The sequence below is a fragment of the Glycomyces terrestris genome, from assembly GCF_003933745.1.
GTDB classification, from domain to species: Bacteria; Actinomycetota; Actinomycetes; order Mycobacteriales; family Micromonosporaceae; genus Glycomyces; species Glycomyces terrestris.
In genome coordinates this window covers 523088-540004 of record NZ_RSEB01000002.1, presented here as the reverse complement: position 1 = coordinate 540004, position 16917 = coordinate 523088, and the positions used below count along the sequence as shown (strand labels likewise).

The window sequence follows — 16917 nt, the reverse complement described above, 5'->3', positions numbered from 1 at the left end:
GTCAGATGCCGCCGATCATCGCGTACAGGCCCGACAGGTGCCCGGCGAGGGTGATCATGCCCGCGACGAGGAGGGTCTCGGCGACGGCGACCACGCGCCGCCACCACGCGGCCGAGACCGCCGAGCGCGAGATGGAGGCGACCGAGACGTACGCGAGTCCGGCGAGGACCGCGAGCGCGGGCAGCCAGGCGAGGAGCGGCGCGGAGTGGCCGATCCACAGCCATGCCGACCACGCGAGCGCGGCCATGCCGGCGAGGCGCAGCGGGGCGACGTGGCGGACGAGCTCGAAGATCCGGGAACGGGTCAGGAGCGCCAGCGCGCCGCCCGCGCCCATGAGGGAGGCCCACGGGTCGGGTTGGGCCGCAAGGAGGGCCGAGGCCGCGCCGGCGGTGGCGGCGAGGCCGCAGACGGCGCCGGTGAGGCGGGCGTCGGTGGCCTGGAGGCGGCGGGCGAGGTGCTCGTCGCTCGTGGGCTCGCCGGCGCGGACGTCGCGGTCGAGGGCGAAGAGCCCGGCGGAGGACATCGCGAGGCGGGGCACGAGGGCGATCGCGAAGAGCGCGATGAAGAGGACGAGGGTCTCGGCGCGGACGGCCGAGAGGCCGAGGCGGGCCCACAGGGCCCAGGCGAGGGCGCCGAGGGCGAGGACGGCGGCGATGCCGACGGCGTAGGCGGTGGCGAGGCGGGCGCCGGCGCGGGCGACGACGACGAACGCGAGGGCGGCGATGCCGGCGCCGATCATGCGCGTGGACTGGTGGGCCGCGCCGTCGGCGGCGAGGACCTCGACGGCGGTGTGGCCGACGCGGCCGGCCCACAGGGCGCCGCCGGTGAGGGCGAGGTGGGTCATGAGGTCGTGCTGGCGGGCGGACCACCAGGACATGAGGACGGCGAGGAGGCAGACGAGGCCGCCGGTGAGGAGGACGGCGGAGTCGGCGCCGGGGCTGAACGCGGCGGCGGCGACGAGGAGCCCGGCGGTGGCGACGGCGAGGAGGCGGCCGGTGCCGGACTCCCAGCGGGCGCCGCCGGCGTCGATCGCGTCCTCGACGGCGTCGCGGACGTCCTCGACGGTGCCGGGGAGGGCGGCGGCGGTGGCGTCGTGGAGGAGGAGCACGCCGCCGTCGGGGACGCCGGCCTCGGCGAGGGTCCCGCCGGGCGCGAACGTCGTGCCGTCCATGGTGGACAGCGCCCAGCCGGTGCCGTCCGCCTCCGGCTCGTCGGGTCCGGTGTGCCGCAGCAGCTGCGGGAGGAGTTCGGCGACGGGCAGGTCGTCGGGGAGCGCCAGGTCGCGGGTGGCGCGGGGGCCGACGACGGTGACGGTGCTGTATCGACCGGGCAAGGTGGGCCTTCTCAGTCCGGGCTGGCGTACGGGGCGGATACGGTGGCTTCGCGCTCGGCCTCTTCCTCGGCCTCGCGCTGCCGCTGCTTCTCGAAGGCGCCGGCGACGGCGATCGCGGCGACGATGAGGGCCACCGCGATCACGCCGATGAGCGCGGCGGGCCACAGGGGTTGGCGCTGCCGCCAGCTTCGCGCCGAGCCGTAGAGGACGGCGGCGCGGAGCTGGCGGCGGCGGAGCGCGGCGGCTTGGAGCACGTAGCGCTCGCTCTGGCCGGTGCGCCGCATGACCAGGGGCGCGAGGTCGGCGCCGGCCTCGGCCGGCTTGGACTGCGCCTGGGGCTCGGTCAAGCGCCCCACATTCCGTTGATGCGGGCGATGGAGCCGTTCCAGTTGGATCCGGCGTCCTCGGTGGCGGTCGCGAGCTTGTTGAACGCGGCCTGCACGTCGGTGAACTCGGTCTCGCTGGTCTGGTTGAAGGTGGTGAAGCCGTCGAGGCCGGCGCCGGTCCACTTGGGGGTGACGGTGCCGACGGCGCCCTGGATCTGGCCGAGGATGGCCTCGAAGCGGCCGCGGTAGGTGTGCTGGACGCCCGCGAGGTTCTCGAGCTCGCCGACGTTGCCGTACAGTTCGTATCCTTGTCCAGGCATTGTGGACGCTCCCTTCTAGGCGATGCCGATGTTGATCGGCTTGATGGCGGGCATGGCGCCGGGGACGGCGGCGAAGCCGGCCTCGTTGGCGTCGTCGGTGGTGAAGCCCTCGGTGCTGGTGGAGCCCTGGGTCATGGCGCTGACGCCGTACTTGTCGGCGAGGGCGTTGTACGCGGTCACGAACTCGGCCTTGGCGGTGCGGAAGGCGGTGAGCGCGTTGCCGCCCTGGGCGTTGACGTCGTTCTCCATCTCCTGGATGAGGGACTGGAGCTGACCGAAGAGCTCTTCGACGGAGACGGAGTGGTCGTTGGCGCTGACGTTGAGCGCATTGGCCTCAGTGAGACCGAATTCGTTTCCGGCCATGGGGGTTCCTCCTTTGAGCAGGATGCGAATGGCCCGTGCTGGGGAGCGTATCGGTACATGTTGACACGGGCGTGAAGCGGAAGTAAAGAGCGGACGGAACCACTCCGGACCCTCGGGAACCGGTTGCGCGACTTCTGCACCTCCTTTCACTTCCGTTGGGGCGCAAGCGAGACAGTTCATCCGAAGTTCTTCCGATCCTCACGGTTTCCCGATACGCTGACCGCATTCCGCGCCTGCACCCCCCTGGAGGACCGATGGACTACGTCGGCATGAATCCCGATCAGGCCAGCGCCAAAGGCGGACTGACGATCGACAGCGCCGACCGGTTCGGAGCGCTGAAGGGCGAACTCCTCGGCATCGTCAACCAGTGCGTCGCCGCCGCCGGCGAACCCGAGGTCGTCGAGGGCTACGACGAGTTCGGCGCCACCTGGTCGACCGACCTCGCCAAGACCGCCGACCACGGCGTCAGCGTCGGCGGCACCACCCACGCCACCGTCGGCGAGGGCGTCGGCACCGACACGGACAACGCCGGGCTCCAGAGCGTCGACGCGCCGCTGCCCAGCGCCCCGAGCATCAAACCGGTCTGACCCGCTCGAAGGAGAACCCCCCATGCCGAGCATTCCCACCCTGGGCAGCCTGAACATCCCGGTCTCCAACGCCGTCGTGGACACCCTCCGCGAACTCGCGACCGAGCTGGACGCCAAGTCCGGCAGCATCATCGGGCGCGGCGCCGACGTCATGGAGCAGATGAACTCCACCGCCGTCGAGTTCTCCGAACTCGTCGCCGAGCCGCTGCGCCGCCGCGGCGCCGAGTCGATCGAGGCCGCCCGCAAGGCCATGCAGGGCTCGGTGTGGGGCAGCACCGTCACCGGCCGCTGGGCCGACGACGCCGAGACCTACCAGAAGCTCGCCGCGAAGTACCAGGGCCTGTGGGCCGAGCAGGTCGCGAACGACTTCGGCGTCACCGCCGAGTCCGCCGGGGTCACCGCCGGGATGCCCGGCGACGTGCAGTCCAAGGTCATGGACAACGCCATCGCCGACGCCGGCGCCGGGGCCCTCGCGAACTTCCAGGGGATCGTCAACGCGGCGTACGAGCAGTACAAGCGGGACGCGAAGACCGCCGGGTCCCGCCTCAAGGCCGGCCCGACCCCCGCGAACCTCAAGTCCCTCGCGGCCGGGGGCGGCGGCACCTGGGCGATGTTCAACCTCTTCGGGGCGGCGGCCGGGGTGCCCCCGCTCACCGGCGCGGACGGCAAGGCGTTCGCGGAGTGGCTGCGCGAGTTCATCAACGAGGACGAGGCGCTCCCCGCCGACAAGCGCAAGATGCTCGAAGCGCTCCTGGCGCTCGCGGGCGAGGCCCGCGACAAGCAGCAGGACGGCGGCACGCTCACCACCGGGCAGCTCGACTTCCTGGAGCAGTTCTTCAAGGGCATGGACCAGCCCTGGACCGCGCAGAACCCGATCCAGACCAGCGTGCTCTACCTGATCCCGGACATCCTCGACGGCTCCAAGACACCGGAAGCGGACCGGGCGCTCATCATGGCGGCCATGGGCGGCGGCCTCCTCGCCCTGTCCGACCCGCGGATCGGCGGCGGCGGCTCCCGCATGCCGCAGTCGATGAAGACCCTCGTGGACCACTTCTTCGGCACCGGCGACCGGCCGCCGTACTCGCGCGAGACCGCCGCCGAACTGCGCGGCCTCGGCGAGTTCTTCAGCGCCATGAAGGGCCGCGGCCTCGACGACCTCGAAGGCGGCAGGGAATACTCGGCCGCGCTGACGCTCGCGGTCGCCGACGCGGACTCCTCGTTCCGGATCGGCTCCGAGGACCGGCTGCTCGACGTCCTCGAGGTCTCCACCCGCAGCCGGGACGCGAACGCGGCCCTGCTCACCGGGGTGCTCCAGCACCCCGACTACGGCAAGGACAGCCCCGAGCACGTGCTCCGCGGCCTGTTCGGTCCTCAGTGGAAGGACGACGGGAAGGCCGCGTCCGGCCTCATCGACTGGATCGGCGACGACGCGTCCTCGAAGGACCCCGCCGTACGCGACCGCGCCGTCGAGTCCGCTTACGCCCTGTTCACGACCATGACCAACGAGAAGCCCGCGAGCCACTGGGACCAGTCGGCGTACGACTTCTTCACCGACTCCTACGGGAAGATCGGGAGCTTCGAGAACGCCCCGATCGGCCAGGCCAACCCCGAGATCGCCTTCGCCATGGGCAAGACCGCCGCGGCGTACCTCGACTACTTCAGCGCCGCCGACAACGGCGGGGACGACCAGGCGACCTTCGGCAACCCGGCCTCGCAGATGTACCTGTCCATGGACACCCGGCGGAACTTCATCGAGATGATCATGGGCAGCCCCGATGCCGGCGAGAAGTTCGGCCAGGCCGCGTACGCGCACGCCCTCGCCGAGGCCGCCTACGCCGACGGCTGGAAGGACCCCGAGGAGGCCCAGTCGCAGGCGAACGAGTCGGGCATGCTCATGGGCCTGCTCGACCACGGGTTCAACAAGGTCTTCACGGAGGCGCAGACCGACGCCGACCGCGCCACCGCGCTCGCCACCCAGCACTCCAACTGGTCGCGGGCCGGCGCCGCCGCCGCGAAGGAGCTCATCCTCGAACTCCCGGGGACCAGGTCCCTCGGACGGCTGGGGCAGCAGGGGGTCCGGCAGCTCACCGAGTTCTTCAAGTGGACGCCCGGCGTCGCCCAGTCGCACGACTTCATCTGGGACAAGGGCGTCACCCCCGACCCCGCCGACTACAAGCAGACCTGGGACCGCAGCAAGGAGCAGTGGGATCTCGCCGTCAACCACGCGGTCGTGCAGCAGGCGCTCAAGGACCCCGACTCGGGGATCACGATCGCCGACGTCCAGAAGGCCGACCCGCGGCTGGTCGAGGGCGGCAGGCTCCGCCCGGTCGAGGAGATCCTGGCCGCCAACGAGCCCCCGGTCAAGGGCAGCGTCGACAAGAACCTGGACCACCGCCTCGCCACCGAGGAGCTGCACCGCCTGTTCGGAGACAAGCTGAGCGACAAGCTCAAGACGTACCTCAGCACCTTTGACGACCAGCGCAAAGACCAGTGATCCGGCCGGTCCCCGCCCCTCCCCCGAGCTAGGAAACCTCCACTGTGACCCAGACCGATCCGCGCCCGCCCCAGCGGGACCTGCCCGACCGGATCCAGGACGCGCTGACGGGCATGCGCGACCGCATCGGCGCGAACCGCGCCGTCGCGGCCACCGCGGCCGTCGTCGCGGTGGTCCTCCTCGTGGCGATCGTCGCCGCCGTCATCGCCTCCGGCGGCGGCCCCGCCCCGCAGGCCGGTGACGACGCGAGTGCTTCGGCCGCAACGGAATCCGGGACGGCACCCGAGGCCGCGCCCGGAGAGCACGCGCCGGCGCTGCCCGCCGACGGGGCGTACCTGGTCCGGCAGGAGTCCACCGGGCTCTGCCTGACCCTCGGTCCGGAGATCGGCAACGAGACGCGCACCGTCGTCGTCATCGGCGACTGCGCCGCCACCGAGCCGGCGGCCTTCGCGTTCGCCGCGCAGGGCGCCGGCGTCTACACCGTCGGCATGGAGCTCCCGGACTGGAGCGCCTGCCTCGGCGTGGACGCGCCCGGCGACGGCGACGGCTATCTCACGGCCGCATACGAGTGCGCGGACGACGACCTCCAGCGCTTCCAGCTCACCGAGCGCGGCGACGACACCTACGCCGTCGCGGTGACCGCGACCGGCCTGTGCCTGAGCCTGCTGTGGCAGGCCGAAGGCGTGGCGGGAGAAGCGATCGGCACCACCGACTGCGACGACGCAGACCCGCACCAGCGCTTCGCGCTGCTGGTCCCCTGAACGACCGTCTCCGAAGGACCCCTCCGTGGAACCCAGGCCGCCCTCCACTCCGCACGGACCCCGGCACCGTCACCACTCGCCGAACGACCTGCCCGCGCGCCTCCGCGAGTTCCTCGAACGCGCCCGGATGCGCTTGGGCACCAGCCAGACCATGGCCGGCGTCGCCGCCGTGGTGGCGCTCGTGCTCACCATCGCCGTGATCTCGGCCGTCATGGCGGCCACCGGCGGCGACGAACCGGAGGCCGCGGCGAACGACGCGACCGCGAGCGCCTCGCCGTCCGCGCCCGTGTCGCCCCCGGCCTCCCCCTCGCCCTCACCGAGCCCGTCCCCGTCGCCCTCCGAGTCGGCGAGCGAAGAGGCGGACCCGCCCGCGGACACCGCCGAGGAGCGCGAGTCCGAAGCGCCCGAACCGGAACCGGACTATCCGGCCGACGGCTGGTACCGGGTGCAGCAGGAGGCGAGCGGCCTGTGCCTGAGCACCGGGCCGGAGCCGGGCAACGAGGGCCGCACGGTCGTCGTGCTGGCCCACTGCGACGCCCCGAATCCCGACACGCTCCAGGTCGTCGCCTGGGACGAGGGCGTGTACGTGTTCAACATGCACTTCCCCGACTGGAGCGCCTGCATGGGCGCCGACGCGCCGGCCGACCAGGAGGGCTATCTCATGGCCGCGTACGGGTGCGAGTTCACCGAGACCCAGTTCTGGGAGCTCGAACCGCTGGGCGACGGCCTCTACTCGATCGCGACCAGCTCGTCCGGGCTGTGCATGGGCATCCTCGACGGCCGCTGGAACGACCACGGGCAGCCCTTGGCGACCAACAGCTGCGACTCGGGTGACGCGGGCCAGCGGTTCCGCCTGATCTGATCCGCCGCAGCGCGGCGACGCGGCCTGTGGCCGTTGGGCGGCGCCTACCGGCGGGCGGCACCGAGGCGGCCGGGGCCACGCGAGTCTGTGGCCGCTGGACGGCACCGACTGGCGGCACGGAGGCGGGCGGGGCTATCGGGGCTTGGCCTCCGGGCGGCACCCGAAGCGGCCGGGCTACCGGGACTTGGCCGCCCTCGGCGGCACTTCACTGCGGCACCGAAGGGGCCTGGACCGGGGCTACCGGGACTCGACGGTTCCGGCCTTCGCCCGGGCGTCGAGGACGGTCTCGGCGTTGTCCTTGATCCAGTCGAAGATGCCGCCGAGCCGGTCGGCGGTGCCGGTGCCGAGGTCGGTGAGGCCGTAGGTGACCTGCGGCGGGACGGTCGGCTCGACGCGCCGCCAGACGAGGCCGTCGGCGACCAGGTGCTTGAGCGTCTGGGAGAGCATCTTCTCGCTGACGCCGTCGATGCGCTCGCGCAGCTCGAAGAAGCGCAGGTCCTCGCCGCGGAGCGCGAGCAGAACCCAGATCCCCCAGCGGCTGGTGATGTGGTCGAGCACCTGCACCGCCGGGCACTGGCGGTGAAACACCTCACTGCCGCCTTCGCGGACGGGCCAGGGCACCTGATTTCCTACGAACACGACATGAGCTTACTTCGAAGTGCGTCCTTCCGAAACCGCGTCGGGCCTCCTAGCTTTGGGTTCACCACCGACACAAGGAGAACCAAGTCATGATCACTGTCACCGGAGCCACCGGGAACGTCGGCCGCCCGCTCGTGGAGGCCCTCACCGCCGCCGGGGAGCGCGTCAACACGGTCACCCGCGGCGCGGCCGCGACCGGGCAGTATGTGACACATTACCGAGCCGACCTGTCCGAGCCCGAAAGCCTGAAGCCGGCCCTCGAAGGCGCGGAGGCGCTCTTCGTCGTCACCGCCGCCGACTTCATCGTGCACGGCGACATGAGCGCGGTCATGGCGACCGCGAAGGCGAGCGGCGTCCGCCGCGTCGTGCTGCTCTCCTCGCAGGGGGTCGCGACTGGGCGCCACCTCGCGGACTTCGAGGAGGCCGTCATGCAGTCGGGTCTGGAGTGGACGATGCTGCGGCCGGGGAACTTCGACTCCAACGCCTTCGGCTGGGCCGAGTCGGTGCGCACCCGCCGCACCGTCGAGGCCCCGTTCGGCGACATCGCGCTCCCCGCGATCGACCCCGCCGACATCGCCGCGGTCGCCGCCGCCGCGCTGCTCGAACCGGGCCACGCGGGCCGGGCGTACACGCTCACCGGCCCGGCCGCGATCTCCCCGCGCGAGCAGGCCGCGGCCATCGGCGAGGCGGTGGGCGAACCGGTCGCCTTCGCCGAACTCACCCGCGACGAGGCCCGCGCCCGGATGCTCGGCTTCATGCCCGAGCGGGTCGTGGAGGCCACCCTCGGCGTGCTCGGCACCCCCTCCCCCGCCGAGCAGGCGGTCAGCCCAGACGTCGAGCGAGTCCTCGGCCGGCCCGCGACGCCTTTCGCCGAGTGGGCCAAGCGCAACGCCGCCGCCTTCCGCTGAACCAGGGCACAGGGGCGCGGGCGGAGCCAATTGGCTCCGGCCGCGCCCCTGCGGCGTTCCCCGCCGCGGGCGAACCCCAACGCCGCCGCCTTCCACTGCCCCGGGGCGCACGCCGTTCGTGGTGGCGCAGGCTTCCGCTAACCCCCCGCACCTGGTTCGCGGCGTGGGCGGAGTGCAACACTGCGCCCGCGCCCGGATGCTCGGCTTCATGCCCGAGCGGGTCGTAGAGGCCACGCTCGGCGTGCTCGACAGCTCCTCCCCCGCCGAGCAGGCGGTCAGCCCAGACATCGAGCACATCCTCGGCCGCCCCGCGACCCCGTTCGCGGCATGGCAAAAGCGCAACACCGCTGGCTTCCGCTGATCTGTGGCGCAGGGGCGCGGGTGGAGCCGATCGGCTCCACCCGCGCCCCTGTGGCGTTCCCCGGCGCGGGCGGGCCCCGGCCATCGTCGGCGCTACGAAAGTTTTTTGTACAACGTTGTGGATCAGCATTGTGTTAGCGGTAAAACTCGGTTAGGCTACGGTTTCAAGCCCATAGACATCCACAAATATCCCGATTTCATCCCACAGCCGAGGGCCGCCCGGCACCGCTCCCGGCTCCCATTCCCGACCGCTCCTCACCGCCGAGGGGCAGAAGGAGTCCACCCATGACCACCGAGACCGCAGACCGCACCGGCCCGAGGCGGCGCCTGACGACCGCCCTCGCCGTGCTCGTGGCGGCGCTGACGACCGCCGCCACGTTCATGCTCGTCACCGCCGACGCCGGCGCAGAGATCACCGCCCAGCAGGAGTGCGCGCCCGCGCAGCCGGGCTCGATCCGCGGCAGCCTCGGCGCGCACGACCCCGCGCTGTGGGCCGGGTGCTCCGGCCAGCCGTGGTACGTGTTCGCCACCGGCGACGCCCGGTTCGGCGGCGGGACCATCCCGATCCGCCGCTCCACCGACGGAGGCCAGACCTGGTCGAGCCTCGGCACCATCTGGAACGCCAAGCCCGCCTGGATCACCCAGCAGATCCCCGGCGTCTCGAACCTGTGGGCGCCCGAGATCCACTACGACGCCGCGCAGGGCCTCTACTACCTCTACTACTCGGCCTCGACGTTCGGGTCGCAGCGCTCGGCGATCGGCCTCGCCACCAGCCCGACGCTCGACCCGGCCGCCCCCGGCTACGGCTGGACCGACCGGGGCCCGGTCTTCCAGTCGTACGAAGGCAACGCCTACAACGCCATCGACCCGAACATCGTCGTCGACGACGCCGGCGTCCACTGGATGGTCTTCGGCTCCTGGTGGCAGGGCATCCACATCCTCAAACTCGACTGGCCCTCCGGCAAGCCGGCCGCGGGGGCCGTCCCGATCCGCCTCGCCACCAAGAGCGGCGGCATCGAAGGGCCGTCGATGACGAAGCGCGGGAACTACTACTACCTGTTCACCTCGATCGGCACCTGCTGCGCGGGGGCGAACTCCACCTACAAGATCACCGTCGGCCGCTCCACCTCGCCGACCGGGCCGTTCCTCGACGCGAACGGCGTCGACATGCGCAACGGCGGCGGCACGGTCGTCCTGGGCGCGTATGGGAGCAACGTCGCCTCCGGCGGGCAGTCCATCCACAGGGGACTGATCTCCTATCACGCATACGGCTCGAACGGCGGCTTCACGCTCGACATCGAGCGGATCGAATGGAATTCGGCGGGCTGGCCCGTGCTCAACGGCAGTTGACGAGGAGGCGGGGCCGCGTCAGCGGCCGAGGGCCGGACACGGCCTCGGCCGCCGACGGGTCCCACCGGCCGCGGCGACCCGCCGCGACCGCCTGACCGCTCGAACGGCGGCTGACCAGAGCCGCCGCCCGGGGCGCACCCCAGCCGGTGCGTCCCTCCCTCACACCTGCAATCACTCCGCTTGGAGCGCAACATGTCCACAACCCTCACCCGCGGGCGCGCACTCGTCGTGTTCGCCCTCATCGCCGCCCTCGCGGCCTTCGGCCTGTCGATCGCGACCGCGAAGCCAGCGAAGGCCGCGGTCACGACCGGCACCTGGTTCACCATCACGAGCGCCCACTCGGGCCTGGCGCTCGACATCCTCAACGCCTCCACCACGGCCGGCGCGGTCCTCAACCAGTACACGCCGAACCAGTGCACCTGCCAGCAGTTCCGCTTCGTGGACGCGGGCGGCGGCTACTACAAGATCCAGGCCCGGCACTCGAACCAGGTCCTGGAGGTCTACGAGTGGAACGCCGCCGACGGCGCCACCATCGCCCAGTGGACCGACCTCGGCGGCACCAACCAGCAATGGTCGGTCACCGAGCACGCCGACGGCACCTACTCCTTCGTCAACCGCTTCTCCGGCAAGGCCCTCGACCTCTGGGAGTGGTCCACCAGCGCGGGCGCCCGCATCTCCCAGTACACCTACAACGGCCTGAACGCCCAGCGCTGGCGCCTCGACGCGGTCCCCGCGAGCGGCGAGCCGACCGTCTCGAACCCCCTGCGCGCCAACGGAGCCGACCCGTGGATCGAGTATTGGGACGGCTACTACTACATGGCGACGACGACCTGGGACTCCACGGTCACGATGCGCCGCGCCACGACCCTGAACGGCCTCAAGACGGCCGCCGACACGGTGGTGTGGAACGACTCGGGCACCCCGAGCCGCTGCTGCTCGCACTGGGCGCCGGAGTTCCACCGCATCGGCGGCGTCTGGTACCTCATGTACACCTCCGGGAACTCGCAGACGAACTTCGACGGCCAGAAGCTCCACGTGCTGCGGTCGACCTCCTCGACCCCGATGGGCCCGTACGAGTTCATGTCCACGCCGCTCCCCAACCAGTGGAACATCGACGGCTCCTACCTCCAGGTCAACGGGAGTCTGTACCTGATGTGGTCGGAGTGGGTCGGCGCCGACCAGTCCATCCGCATCGCCCTGATGTCGAACCCGTGGACGGTGACCGGCTCGCACGTCACCATCTCCAAGCCCACCTACGGCTGGGAGATCCAGGGCGGCAGGACGAACGAGGCCCCGGCGGTGCTCCAGCACGGCGGGCGCACGTTCGTGACCTTCTCGGCCTCCTCGTGCAACACGCCCGACTACAAGCTGGGCCTGCTCGAACTGACCGGCTCGAACCCGCTGTCGGCCTCGTCGTGGACGAAGACCTCGACGCCGGTCCTCCAGCGGGGCGGCGGGGCGTTCGGCCCGGGCCACAACGGCTTCTTCACCTCGCCTGACGGCACGGAGGAGTGGCTGGTCTACCACGCCAACACCACTGCGGCCCAGGGCTGCGGCTCGACCCGCGAGACCCGCGTCCAGCCGATCACGTGGAACGCCGACGGCACCCCGGACTTCGGCACCCCGCTCCCGAGCGGCGTCGTGATCGCCGCCCCGTCGGGCGAGTAGCGGTCCGGCGCGACAACGGGCCGGTCGATCTCGGTTAGAGAATCGACCGGCCCGCTTCATGAACGCGGACGCTCCGCGCTGTTCGCTTGTGCGGCCATGGAACCGGATGCCCGAGTGCCGGTCTCAAGCGCGAACTCCGGCTCGGCTCACGGTCGGAACGCCCCGCCCGGTGCCGGTCTCGAACGCGAACGCCCGCCCCGGCGCACAGACCGAACACCCCGCCCGGTACGGGTCACGAGCGCGACCGCCCGGCTCGACTCACAGGTCGAACACCCCGCCCGGTCCGGACGCTAGCGCAGTCCGAAGGAGCGAATCGTGGTGTGGGTGACCTCGGTTCCCGCCGCGTCGGTGGCGGTCAAGCGGAGCGAAGCATACTCGGCGCCCTCCGGGTGCACGAGCTCCGCAGTGCCGCAGTCGACCTCGACCTCAGTCCAGGTCGCACCGTCGTCATAGGAGACCTCCAGGCCGATCGACTCGGCCTCCTGCTCGCCGGAGGAGAGCGACAGCTCCAGCTCCAACGGCTCGTCGCCCTCGGCCCAGCCGTGCTGCACGCCGGCGGCCTCCACGACCACGACCGGCAGGTCCAGGAGTTCGAGTTCCGCAGTGGCGGAGTCGAACTCCCAGGTCGCGGTCGCCGACACGGCCAGCGGCGTGGCCACACTACCTCGGGCGGCCTCGGAGGTCAGCGTGTAGCGGCCCTCGTCGCCGTACGGCAGCTTGAAGCTGAACTCACCCCAGGAGTCGCTGGTGCCGATCAGCTCGCCGCCGCGGCTGAGCGTCACCTCGCCGCTCGCGAAGTCGAACATCCGCAGCACTTCGCCCCCATGGCTGGCGACCGGCGTGACCCCGCCGGAAATGCGATCCCCCTCGCGCTCGGCATACGGCACGCCCGCGGCCAGCGGGCCGTCCCCGATCGCCCGCTTGGCCGAACCCGGCTCGAAGGCGACGTCCTGCTGCGTGGTGTAGAACCCGTCGAGGAACTCGCCCTGCTCATCGAGCACGACCCCCTCGGTGTGCCGGTCCCACCGGACCGATTCGGCGGTGAGGAGCGTCGTCGCCTTCGACGGGAACACGCGGTCCGTGCACTGCGAGAACAGGAAGAACTGGTCCTCCCAGCCGATCGGGTAATCGCATTGCATCCCTTCGAGTTCGACGCCGAGGTCCTGGAAGTCGGTCTCCTCCTCGACGAGATCGGCGTCGGCGACGGTGTAGGCCGGGTCGGCCGGGATCGACCCGGCTTCGGGGAACGCGAGGGTGTACGTGTACGGCACGCCCCCGTCCTCCGCACCGGCGAACACCGGCTGATAGATGAAGTTGAACCCGAACTCACCGGTCTCGGGCTGGGGCAGCACGAAGACGTCGGCGTCGGGGTCCAGGAAGTCGAACGTGCCGAAGCTTCCGCTCTCGTAGGTGGTCTCCAGGTAGAGGAGGTGGTCCGTGAGGACCGCGTCCTCGCGCTCGACCTCGGCGGTCACGGGCGCGGCCGCGGCGGCGTCGACTTCGAGCTTCGTCGGTTCCTCGCCCACGGTCGCCGCGGTGAAGCCGAAGACGGCCTCGCTCCGGCCGGTGGTGTCGGAGCGGTCGAAGAGCGTCGTCATGATCATGTACTCGCCGGGTTCGAGCGCGACCGTGCCGGTGCCGTCCTCACCGATCTCGATCTCACCGGTCTCGCCGGTGCCGGCATGCACCCATCCGACGATCGAATCCTCCGGCGTACCGCCTGAGCGGTCCTTGACGCTGACGGTCAGCTCCTGCGCCGCGGCCGACGCCGTCACCGACGCCCCTGCCTCGACCGGGAACAGCCCGGCATACTCGCGGGAGTCCAGTTCGGACTCCGGGACTGCACCGGCGTCGGTGTGCCCGCCCGCGAGGAGCTGGGAGACGTTGTAGCGCCGCGGGTCGGCCTCGCCGGACCTGATCGCTTCGAGCATGTCTACCGGCACCACGATCACGTCCGCGGAACCGCCGGTGGAGGTCTGCCCGACGAACTCGATGTCTTCCCGGCCCGGTGCCGGGGTCACGTCGACGCCGCCGCCGGGCGTCAGGCGGACCGTGTCGCCGGTCGGGAGCACGACCGAGTCGGCTGCGGTGTCCTCAGACGCGGTCGCGCCGCCCGCGGTCGGGTCCGTCGCTTCGGCATCGTTCACCTCGGCGCTCGCGGCTGCGCCGCTGACGATGACCCCTGCCAACGCCGAGATCACCACCGCCGCACCGAGCGTATGTTGTCTGCGCATCGTCTCTCCTTCTGATCGGAGTCGCGGCTTCACTTGGGCCGCACGACATATGAGCGCTTCGAGCATCCTCGGTAGTTGCATACTGATAATTCATATTTTTTCGGCGATGAGCCCCAGAACGGTGATCATGTCGTGTCGAGGGAAAGCAGCAGGCCCCCTCGCGAGCGAGGGGGCCTGTGGGTTCGGAGGAGCCTAGCTGCGGCGGGTCGCCCGCAGGAGGCTCGTGAAGTCGGCGGCGCCGAGGTCGAAGACCGGGGAGTCGTGCCCGAGCTTGGAGTCCCGCACCTGGAACCCCGCAGCGGTGTTCCTGGCTTCGACACAGTCCGAGTTCGCAGTGTTATTGCTGCGGGTGCTCTTCCGCCAGGTCTGGCGGCACTCAACACAGTCAGCGTTGGATGTGTTGCTACTCCGGGTGCTCTTCCGCCAGCCGGTGTATTCCACCATCTAGAAACCCTTCAATCCCTTGCGAGTCAGCCCGCAGAAGGCTGCGGGCTTGATCATACACGGCAAGATTTCTCGGCTCGACCACGTGGCGGCTCTGGTCGAACGTTTCCACATACACGAAATCCGGCCCGGCAGCGCTCTGACCAGCCGCTTTGAACCCTTCGAATGAGAACGGCACAACCAACGGCGATCGCACTACAAGCACCTCACACCCCGGCATCGCGTTCACCTCGATCATCCTATCGATTTGCGCTCGCTTGTCCTTCGCCGACAGCCGATCGAGGACAGCGAAGATACTTGAAGGAATGTAGATCTCCGCTGTAGGAGACTCTGCTGTCGCGATTCGGCTGAAGAAGTTCTCCTGGCGTTGCTTCTTCCGCAGCCAGTGCTTGACCTTGCTGGCCCGGCCTTCAAGCGGCTCGGGCTGCAACACCATGTGAAACGCTTCGGTCTGCACCAGCGCCGACGGCAGAACCGGGTCCCATTTCACGAATGAGCCATAGGTTCGCTCGGCGCTTTCGACCACGTACATGTTGCGCTGCTCGAGGTTCGAGATCAGCTCGGAGCCGGTGAGCAACTGCTCGCCGACATGGAGGATGAACCGCTTTCGTGCCTCCGCTACTCCTCCGCGGTCGCAGATCAGCGAGAGATTGCCGAGGTCCGGAAGCCGCTCGCGGTCGAGCCAGGCTCGAATCGTGTTGCCGCTCTTGCCCATCACCTTCGCGAACTGGTTCGGGGTCCATCCGGCTTCCTGCGAGATGATGTTGACCTCTGCGAACAAGTATGCCCGTGCGAACTTCTGGTACAAGACCGTTCCTGCCATCGCGGCCTCCCTAGCTGCGCGAATCACGTGTAGTAGCGATGATCGCACAAAGCAGCCCATCGGCTTTCATCACGACTCGATGCAGTTTCGGGTACCCGCAACGGGGTTCCATTTCGGCGTCCCGGAATTGAACACCCACCATGGAACCCCGTTCCTGAACACCGGAACTTCAAGGGTGACATGGGCATTGACCTGGCAAAACGTCGATTAGAGTGGTGTCATCGCGGACGGTCGCCCGATCCGCGATCGGTGGAAGACCGGGGAGCCTTGCCTCCCAACGACCTACTGCGGCTCCCCGGCACCCAGAACTGTCGGGTATCCGACACTCTCTAATGGAGGAAGCGATGGCGTATCAGAACACTCGCCCGAGACCGAATGCAGCGGCGCCCGACCCGTTGGAGCGCGGCGGGTTCGGCGACGGGTCGAACCGCTATACCGTCTACGCGTCAAGTGCCGAGGTGCCGGATTCGTTCCAGGTGTGCGCCAACGGGAATCGAGCCGACCTGGTCCTGATCGTCTCGGGCCTCACGTCTCAGAACCTCCACGCCACCTGGGGCGACGAGTGGCGGAACCGCACCGCCGAGTGGCGCGAGTGGGCGCGGGCGACGGCCTTCCACGTCTTCTACAACGGCAGTCCGCAGCCGCAGGCGCAGACGAGGTTCTGCGATGGGTGAGCGGGACCCGTACAGCCTCCGGTCCGACGGCCGGCCTGGCGTGGACGGCTACCTCGGCGACTTCCGGCGCGGCCCGGCGGTCTTCACGCTCTATCACCTCGGCGCGGACCATCCCGCGCGGCCGAATCGGATCACCGTGTACCTCGTCGATGTCGATGACGGCGCCGGTCCGCGCGAGTGCTGCCGGTTCACCGACGACTCCGAAGACGTTCCGGAGTGGTCCATCGCCTGGCGCGGTGACGCATGGTGCCCCTGGATCCTCGAACAGTCCCGGGCGCTCATCGCCGAGCCGGACGACACCTGAACCTGAATCCTCCCGGCGGCCCGGTCATCCAACTTCGGGCGGGCCGCCGGGGCCCCCGGGCCGGTCGATCTTGGTGGGGATCGACCGGCCCTCTTCGTCTGCGCCACCGCCCACGAAGCCACTCCCCCGCTGCGCCACTCCCCGCTCCCCGCTGTGCCATTCCCGCCACTCCCCGCTCCCTGCTCCGCGCTACTCCCCGCCCCCCGCTGTGCCATTCCCGCCACTCCCCGCCGCGCCACTCCCCGCTCCCGATCCCCCGCTCCCTGCTCCCGCGCCGCACTACTCCCCGCACCGCGATCCCCCTGCTCCCCGCTGCGCCACTCCCCCCGCTCCCTACTTCCACGCCGCGCCACTCCCCCGAACCCGCACCCGCACCCGCACCCGCACCCGGATTCCCGCGCTCCCCTACTTCCCGGTTCCTCGTCCCCCGCACCCACACTCAGATACCCCCTCCCCCACTTCCCGGC

At 70.4% G+C, this 16917-nt stretch carries 18 protein-coding genes; 10 read left to right on the top strand and 8 right to left on the bottom strand.

Annotated features, from left to right (window positions below; genetic code table 11):
• Position 1: 1 nt before the first annotated feature.
• Genes eccD through EIW28_RS08020 form a run of 4 tightly spaced genes read right to left on the bottom strand, consistent with a single transcriptional unit; the run spans position 2 to position 2342 of the window.
• Positions 2-1333 carry a type VII secretion integral membrane protein EccD gene (eccD, locus tag EIW28_RS08030; RefSeq protein WP_158630324.1) on the bottom strand — a complete coding sequence of 444 codons (1332 nt, stop codon included), beginning with the start codon at positions 1331-1333 and terminating at the stop codon, positions 2-4.
• Positions 1334-1344: 11 nt separating this feature from the next.
• Positions 1345-1680: a hypothetical protein gene (locus tag EIW28_RS24135; protein WP_158630323.1), complete on the bottom strand. Its 336-nt coding sequence runs from the start codon at positions 1678-1680 to the stop codon at positions 1345-1347.
• Positions 1677-1979, bottom strand: coding sequence for a hypothetical protein (locus tag EIW28_RS08025; protein ID WP_125247178.1), 303 nt, complete (start codon positions 1977-1979; stop codon positions 1677-1679). The genes EIW28_RS24135 and EIW28_RS08025 overlap by 4 nt, the downstream gene beginning before the upstream one ends.
• A 15-nt stretch (positions 1980-1994) precedes the next feature.
• Positions 1995-2342: a hypothetical protein gene (locus EIW28_RS08020; protein WP_125247177.1), complete on the bottom strand. Its 348-nt coding sequence runs from the start codon at positions 2340-2342 to the stop codon at positions 1995-1997.
• A 269-nt stretch (positions 2343-2611) separates the two neighbouring features.
• On the opposite strand from EIW28_RS08020, the gene EIW28_RS08015 reads away from it, so the two are divergent.
• Genes EIW28_RS08015 through EIW28_RS08000 form a run of 4 tightly spaced genes read left to right on the top strand, consistent with a single transcriptional unit; the run spans position 2612 to position 7046 of the window.
• Positions 2612-2929: a hypothetical protein gene (locus EIW28_RS08015; protein WP_125247176.1), complete on the top strand. Its 318-nt coding sequence runs from the start codon at positions 2612-2614 to the stop codon at positions 2927-2929.
• A 22-nt stretch (positions 2930-2951) separates the two neighbouring features.
• Positions 2952-5423 (top strand): TPR repeat region-containing protein, encoded by a 2472-nt coding sequence (locus EIW28_RS08010; RefSeq protein ID WP_125247175.1) that lies wholly within the window; start codon positions 2952-2954, stop codon positions 5421-5423.
• A gap of 44 nt (positions 5424-5467) precedes the next feature.
• A complete protein-coding gene (locus tag EIW28_RS24130) occupies positions 5468-6184 on the top strand; it encodes an RICIN domain-containing protein (protein ID WP_158630322.1) in 717 nt (238 codons plus the stop codon).
• A 25-nt stretch (positions 6185-6209) separates the two neighbouring features.
• Positions 6210-7046 carry an RICIN domain-containing protein gene (locus EIW28_RS08000; RefSeq protein WP_125247174.1) on the top strand — a complete coding sequence of 279 codons (837 nt, stop codon included), beginning with the start codon at positions 6210-6212 and terminating at the stop codon, positions 7044-7046.
• Positions 7047-7283: 237 nt separating this feature from the next.
• Here EIW28_RS08000 and EIW28_RS07995 read toward each other — a convergent pair whose 3' ends face one another.
• Positions 7284-7667 carry a winged helix-turn-helix transcriptional regulator gene (locus EIW28_RS07995; protein ID WP_187350585.1) on the bottom strand — a complete coding sequence of 128 codons (384 nt, stop codon included), beginning with the start codon at positions 7665-7667 and terminating at the stop codon, positions 7284-7286.
• Between the two features lie 107 nt (positions 7668-7774).
• On the opposite strand from EIW28_RS07995, the gene EIW28_RS07990 reads away from it, so the two are divergent.
• The 4 genes from EIW28_RS07990 to EIW28_RS07975 all read left to right on the top strand — a co-directional run bounded on the left by EIW28_RS07990 (position 7775) and on the right by EIW28_RS07975 (position 11971).
• On the top strand, positions 7775-8593 hold the full coding sequence (locus EIW28_RS07990) for an NAD(P)H-binding protein (RefSeq protein ID WP_125247172.1): 819 nt from the start codon (positions 7775-7777) through the stop codon (positions 8591-8593).
• A gap of 163 nt (positions 8594-8756) precedes the next feature.
• Entirely contained in the window at positions 8757-8954 is a 198-nt protein-coding gene (locus tag EIW28_RS07985) for a hypothetical protein (RefSeq protein ID WP_125247171.1), read from the top strand.
• Positions 8955-9238: 284 nt separating this feature from the next.
• Positions 9239-10303: an arabinan endo-1,5-alpha-L-arabinosidase gene (locus EIW28_RS07980; protein WP_125247170.1), complete on the top strand. Its 1065-nt coding sequence runs from the start codon at positions 9239-9241 to the stop codon at positions 10301-10303.
• Between the two features lie 192 nt (positions 10304-10495).
• Positions 10496-11971, top strand: coding sequence for a family 43 glycosylhydrolase (locus EIW28_RS07975; RefSeq protein WP_125247169.1), 1476 nt, complete (start codon positions 10496-10498; stop codon positions 11969-11971).
• 290 nt (positions 11972-12261) lie between these two features.
• Here the strand turns inward: EIW28_RS07975 and EIW28_RS07970 are convergent, their stop codons facing one another.
• The 3 genes from EIW28_RS07970 to EIW28_RS07960 form a co-directional block, all read right to left on the bottom strand.
• The gene (locus tag EIW28_RS07970; protein ID WP_158630321.1) at positions 12262-14205 is read right to left on the bottom strand and encodes a hypothetical protein; all 1944 of its coding nucleotides are present in this window, start codon (positions 14203-14205) and stop codon (positions 12262-12264) included.
• 192 nt (positions 14206-14397) lie between these two features.
• A complete protein-coding gene (locus EIW28_RS07965) occupies positions 14398-14649 on the bottom strand; it encodes a DUF397 domain-containing protein (RefSeq protein ID WP_125247167.1) in 252 nt (83 codons plus the stop codon).
• Positions 14609-15472 (bottom strand): Scr1 family TA system antitoxin-like transcriptional regulator, encoded by an 864-nt coding sequence (locus EIW28_RS07960; protein WP_125247166.1) that lies wholly within the window; start codon positions 15470-15472, stop codon positions 14609-14611. The genes EIW28_RS07965 and EIW28_RS07960 overlap by 41 nt, the downstream gene beginning before the upstream one ends.
• A gap of 344 nt (positions 15473-15816) precedes the next feature.
• On the opposite strand from EIW28_RS07960, the gene EIW28_RS07955 reads away from it, so the two are divergent.
• A complete protein-coding gene (locus EIW28_RS07955; protein WP_125247165.1) occupies positions 15817-16146 on the top strand; it encodes a hypothetical protein in 330 nt (109 codons plus the stop codon).
• A 40-nt stretch (positions 16147-16186) separates the two neighbouring features.
• On the top strand, positions 16187-16450 hold the full coding sequence (locus tag EIW28_RS07950) for a hypothetical protein (protein ID WP_125247164.1): 264 nt from the start codon (positions 16187-16189) through the stop codon (positions 16448-16450).
• Positions 16451-16917: the final 467 nt, after the last annotated feature.